This window comes from Bacillus sp. C30 (genome assembly GCF_040838255.1).
GTDB lineage: Bacteria > Bacillota > Bacilli > Bacillales > Bacillaceae_G > Bacillus_A > Bacillus_A mycoides.
The window spans coordinates 1-6,014 of sequence record NZ_JBFPJH010000202.1 but is presented as its reverse complement, the minus strand read 5'-3'; the positions used below and the strand labels follow the sequence as shown (position 1 = coordinate 6,014).

General features: G+C 36.8%; 5 protein-coding genes. All 5 read left to right on the top strand.

Annotated features, from left to right (window positions below; genetic code table 11):
- The first annotated feature begins 288 nt into the window (after positions 1 to 288).
- The 5 genes from AB3X49_RS16250 to AB3X49_RS16230 all read left to right on the top strand — a co-directional run bounded on the left by AB3X49_RS16250 (position 289) and on the right by AB3X49_RS16230 (position 6,003).
- Entirely contained in the window at positions 289 to 1,944 is a 1,656-nt protein-coding gene (locus tag AB3X49_RS16250) for a peptide ABC transporter substrate-binding protein (protein WP_367963348.1), read from the top strand.
- A 126-nt stretch (positions 1,945 to 2,070) separates the two neighbouring features.
- Complete coding sequence (opp3b, locus tag AB3X49_RS16245; protein WP_000534165.1) at positions 2,071 to 3,000, top strand: oligopeptide ABC transporter permease; 930 nt, start codon at positions 2,071 to 2,073, stop codon at positions 2,998 to 3,000.
- Positions 2,997 to 4,013: an oligopeptide ABC transporter permease gene (gene opp3C / locus AB3X49_RS16240; RefSeq protein WP_002086981.1), complete on the top strand. Its 1,017-nt coding sequence runs from the start codon at positions 2,997 to 2,999 to the stop codon at positions 4,011 to 4,013. Before opp3b ends, opp3C begins: the two co-directional genes overlap by 4 nt.
- Positions 4,014 to 4,031: 18 nt before the next feature.
- The gene (locus AB3X49_RS16235; RefSeq protein ID WP_002011337.1) at positions 4,032 to 5,075 is read left to right on the top strand and encodes an ABC transporter ATP-binding protein; all 1,044 of its coding nucleotides are present in this window, start codon (positions 4,032 to 4,034) and stop codon (positions 5,073 to 5,075) included.
- The gene (locus tag AB3X49_RS16230) at positions 5,068 to 6,003 is read left to right on the top strand and encodes an ABC transporter ATP-binding protein (protein ID WP_002086978.1); all 936 of its coding nucleotides are present in this window, start codon (positions 5,068 to 5,070) and stop codon (positions 6,001 to 6,003) included. Before AB3X49_RS16235 ends, AB3X49_RS16230 begins: the two co-directional genes overlap by 8 nt.
- Positions 6,004 to 6,014: the final 11 nt, after the last annotated feature.

The following is a 6,014-nucleotide window of genomic DNA, read 5'->3' as shown; positions in this document are numbered from 1 at the left end:
TTATTATACTATAAAAGTTATAATAAGTAATATAAATAATTTTTTGAAAATTATACGCAATTGAGGTTCTAATTTCAAGATGATGGTAGCAATGTTAACGTATCCCTTTACAAAAAATTAAAAATATAAACATTTTATTAAAAATTTTAACAAAAAAACAAAAAACTATATTCACAATCGTCATATTATATGTATAATGAAAATTGTAGAAACTTGGAGATTATTCTTTCAATTCTACTTTTCTACAAGTGAGGGTACAGTAAGTGCAATTAGGGGAGGCAACACAACATGAAGAAAAAGATACCGTTATTACTTGCATCAACTTTAACTGCAAGTATGTTGCTTGGCGCGTGTAGCTACCAGAAAGAGGACGCTAAAGCAAAAGGAAAAGAAAACACTACTAGTAGTAGTAACGGAAAACAGATTATTAATTTAACAGAGTTATCTGAAATTCCATCAATGGATGCATCGTTAGCATCAGATTCTGCATCTTCAACAGCATTAAATAATACGATGGAAGGTTTATATCGTACTGGCAAAGATCAAAAGAGAATGCCTGGGATTGCTGAAGATGTCCAAAAGCTAGATGATGGGAAGAAATACATATTTAAATTAAGAAAAGATGCGAAATGGTCGAATGGGGAACCTGTAACAGCGAAAGACTTTGTGTATTCATGGAAAAGAGCAGTAAATCCAGATACAAAAGCGACGTATTCATACATTATGTTCGATATTAAAAATGCAGAAAAAATTCATAAAAAAGAATTACCTGCTGACCAATTAGGTGTAAAGGCGATTGATGATTATACATTAGAAGTGGAATTAGACAATCCCGTTCCTTACTTTATTGATTTAACGGTTTATCCGGTGTTCTACCCACTAAATGAGAACTTTGTGAAATCACAAGGTGATAAGTTTGGTTTAGAGGCAAATACAACATTATATAACGGGCCATTCGTTATGAGTGATTGGAAACATGAACAAAGCTTCCAATTTAAGAAGAACCCATCATATTGGGATAACAAGACGGTTAAAATCGAAGAAATAAATTTCAATATTGTGAAAAATACATCGACTGATGTAAATTTATATGAGACAAATTCGATTGATCGTGCGGCTCTAACATCGGAATTTGTTGATAAATTTAGACAAACTCCAGAGTTCCAAACACGACAAGAAGCTGGAGTTGCCTACTTAAGATTCAATCAAAATAATAAGTATTTGAGTAATAAAAACTTAAGAAAAGCAATTTCAATGTCCTTTGACCGTGATAACATTGCAAAAGTTATTTTAAACAACGGCGCAATCGGTGCTTACGGATTTGTTGGAAAAGATTTCGCTGAAGGTCCGAATAAAAAAGACTTCCGTGCTGAAAATGGAAATCTAGTTGAAACGGATTCAAAAGAAGCGAAAAAACTTTGGGAAACAGCAAAGAAAGAGCTTGGCACTGATAAAATTGAACTAGAATTCTTAAGCTTCGATAATGAAGATGCGAAAAAAATTGGCGAATTCTTAAAAGGTGAGATGGAAAAGAACTTACCTGGTTTAACGATCAAAATTAAACAGCAGCCATTCGCACAAAAAAATAAGTTAGAAGACTCTCAAGAATATGATATGGCGTTTGGTATTTGGGGTCCAGACTTCCCAGATCCAGTCTCATATTTAGATATGTTTGTTACGAATGGTTCACAAAATAAAACAGGATATTCTAATCCGAAATATGATGAGCTAATTCTAAAAGCAAAAACAGATACAAAAGATTTACAAGCTCGCTGGAACAACCTTTTAGAAGTAGAGAAAATATTAATTAAAGAGGATGCAGTTATTGCTCCGATCTTCCAAAAAGGTTCAGCATATGTGGTAAAAGGTGCCGTAAAAGATATTATCCCAATTAACTATGGTGGTAAATTAACTTACAAATGGGCATCTGTTGAACAAAAATAATCTTTTTTCCATCGTTTACAAGGGTATATGCCTATGATGGGCATATGCTCTTATTTTAAAAAAATAAAAGTAAGAATATTTTAAACTATCTTATTGCTTTTGAGAAAAACGGGGAGGTGCTTGACTATGGGACGTTATGTATTAAAACGTTTCGTGTACATGGCTTTGACATTATTTTTAATTACTACACTGACTTTCTTTTTGATGAAATTACTACCGGGTTCTCCGCTTAAAAACCAGGAGAAGCTATCACCGGCACAAAAAGAAATCATTCTTGAAAAATATGGTTTAAATGATCCGGTACCAGTTCAATATGCACGTTACTTAGGTAACTTAGCAAAAGGTGATTTAGGGGTATCATTCCAATATGATAACCGCCCAGTAACAGATATGATTGTGGATCGTATTGGACCATCAGCACAACTTGGTTTACAAGCGATTATATTAGGAACATTTATCGGTTTAATTTTAGGAATCGTTGCGGCGCTTCGTAACAATACGTGGGTCGATTATGGGGCGACAATTATTTCCGTACTCGGGATGTCGGTACCCTCATTCGTATTCGCCGCATTACTACAATATTTCGTAGGGGTAAAACTTGGTTGGTTCCCAGTAGCATTCTGGAAAGGACCGGAGTTTACAGTAATGCCTACAATTGCCTTATCGATGGCAGTTATCGCAACAATCGCACGTTTCGCTCGTGCAGAGTTAATTGAGGTTATGCAAGCAGACTACATTTTAACAGCGAAAGCGAAAGGAATTAGCCAAGGCGTTATCATTATCAAGCACGCACTGCGTAACGCATTAATTCCAGTTGTAACAATTTTAGGACCAATGGTTGCAGGATTAATTACAGGGACACTAGTTATTGAGCAAATTTACGCTGTACCTGGACTTGGGGAACAATTCGTTAAATCGATTACAGTGAATGACTATACAGTTATTATGGGAACTACAATTTTCTATAGTGCGATCTTCATCTTAGTTATTTTCATTGTCGATATTTTATACGGAATTATTGATCCTCGTATTCGTTTAGCGGGAGGGAAAAAATGATGAAAGATGTACAAAAATTATCTCCAGATTTATTTCAACCAGCAAATCAGAGTAATGTTGATAATGAAGTCATTGCCCGTCCAAGCTTAACGTTTTGGCAAGATGTAAGAAGACGTTTGTTCCAACATAAAGGTGCAATGTTTGGTTTCGTATTATTAATGCTTATTGTACTACTAGCAATTTTAGGACCGATGGTAAGTAAGCATTCTTATAAAGAGCAGGATTTAGGTCGTGCGAAAATGCCACCGAAAATTCCAGTGATTGAAAATGTTCATTGGCTACCATTTGACGGTACAGATCAATATGGTGTTGACCAATATGAAAAACGTGATATTAAAGAGTACTTCTGGTTTGGTACAGATGATCTTGGCCGTGATTTATGGACAAGAACATGGGAAGGTACACGAGTATCATTATATATCGCTCTTTTAGCAGCAGCGATTGACTTAGTAATTGGGGTTGCATACGGAGGTATTTCAGCCTTCTATGGCGGCAGAGTAGATAATATTATGCAACGTATTATGGAGATCATTAACGGTATTCCATACTTAATCATCGTTATTTTAATGGTAATCATTATGGGATCAGGTATTTGGTCAATTACACTTGCGATGGCAATTACAGGTTGGATAGGGATGTCGCGTATCGTTCGTGGACAGATCCTAAAATTAAAAAACCAAGAATATGTATTAGCATCTCGTACATTAGGGGCAACGAATACACAGTTAATTGTGAAGCACTTAATTCCGAACGTAATGGGACCAATTATCGTAATGACAATGTTTACAATTCCAACAGCGGTATTTGGTGAAGCATTCTTAAGCTTCATCGGACTAGGTATTCAGCCACCATTCGCATCACTTGGTTCTCTTGTAAATGATGGTTATAAATCAATTCAAACGTATCCACATATGATGTTCATCCCAGCGGTTGTCATCAGTATGTTAATCTTAGCATTCAACTTAATTGCAGACGGATTACGCGACGCGTTAGATCCAAAAATGCGTAAGTAAAAGAGGGGAGAAGTAAAAATGAAAACATTGCTAGAGGTAAAAGATTTGCAAGTCTCCTTTGATACACATGCAGGTGAAGTACAAGCTGTACGCGGTGTTACTTTTGATTTGAAAAAAGGAGAAACATTAGCGATTGTAGGAGAATCTGGTTCTGGTAAATCAGTTACTTCTAAAGCGTTAATGGGATTAATTCCGAATCCTCCAGGGCGTATTAAAAACGGTGAAATCGTATTTGAAGGTCGTGACTTAACGAAACTAACAGAAAAAGAAATGCAACAAGTACGCGGTAAAGATATTGCGATGATTTTCCAAGATCCAATGACATCATTAAACCCAACGATGACAATTGGAAATCAAATTATGGAAGGCCTTATTAAACACCAAGGGATGAGTAAAGCAGATGCACGTAAAGTTGCGTTAGAATTAATCGACCTTGTAGGTATTCCGAATCCAGAAGCGCGCTTAAAACAATATCCTCACCAATTCTCAGGTGGTATGAGACAGCGTGTAGTTATTGCGATGGCGTTAGCTTGTAACCCGAAATTATTAATTGCCGATGAGCCGACAACAGCGCTAGACGTTACAATTCAGGCGCAAATTTTAGAACTTATGAAGGACATTCAGCAAAAAACAGAAGCAGCAATCATTTTCATTACGCATGACTTAGGTGTAGTGGCAAACGTTGCAGACCGAGTTGCGGTTATGTACGCTGGTAAAGTTGTTGAAATTGGAACTGTTGATGAAATTTTCTACAATCCAAAACATCCATACACATGGGGCTTAATCGCATCTATGCCAAGCTTAGATGGTGCAGAGGACGAGCTATATGCGATTCCAGGAACGCCTCCAGACTTATTAAAACCGCCAAAGGGTGATGCTTTTGCACCACGTAACCCGCAGGCATTGAAAATTGATTTTGAAATGGACCCACCTTTATTTAAAGTAAGTGATACACACTATGCGGCAACTTGGTTACTTCACGAGCAAGCTCCAGAAGTAAAACCACCGGCAGTCGTTGAAAAACGCATTCTTCAAATGAAAGCAGGTGAACAACATGACTAAACAACGTGAGAAATTAATTGAAGTAAAAAATGTAAAGCAGCACTTCGACGTGAGTGGTGGTGTTGTCAAAGCGGTTAATGATATTTCATTTGATATTTACCGCGGAGAAACATTTGGTCTTGTAGGAGAATCAGGTTGTGGTAAATCGACAACTGGAAGAACGATTATTCGTTTATATGATGCAACTGCTGGTGAAGTGTTGTTCGATGGTGAAAATGTACATGGTAAAAAATCACGTGCAGAGCTGAAGAAGTTCAACCGTAAAATGCAAATGATTTTCCAAGATCCATATGCATCATTAAATCCTCGTATGACAGTAGGGGATATTATCGCAGAAGGTATTGATATTCACGGACTAGCAAAAGGCAAAAAAGAGCGTATGGACCGTGTTCATGAATTATTAAATACAGTTGGTTTAAATAAAGAGCACGCAAACCGTTTCCCGCATGAATTCTCAGGCGGACAACGTCAACGTATCGGTATCGCTCGTGCGCTAGCTGTAGAACCTGAATTTATCATTGCTGATGAACCAATCTCAGCACTTGACGTATCGATTCAGGCGCAAGTTGTAAACTTACTGAAACAGTTACAAAGAGAAAAAGGTTTAACATACTTATTCATCGCCCATGATTTATCAATGGTAAAATACATTAGTGATCGCATTGGTGTAATGTACCGTGGTCAAATCGTTGAGTTGACAACAAGTGAAGAGTTATATGCGAATCCAATGCATCCATATACAAAATCACTACTATCTGCAATTCCGCTTCCAGATCCAGATTATGAGCGCAATCGTAAACGTATCGTATACGATCCATCTCAACATCAATATGGTGAGGAAGCACCAACAATGCGTGAAATTCGCCCAGGACATTTTGTATTATGTTCTGAAGCAGAGTATAAGAAATATAAAGAAATCTATCAATAATAAAGTAGAGC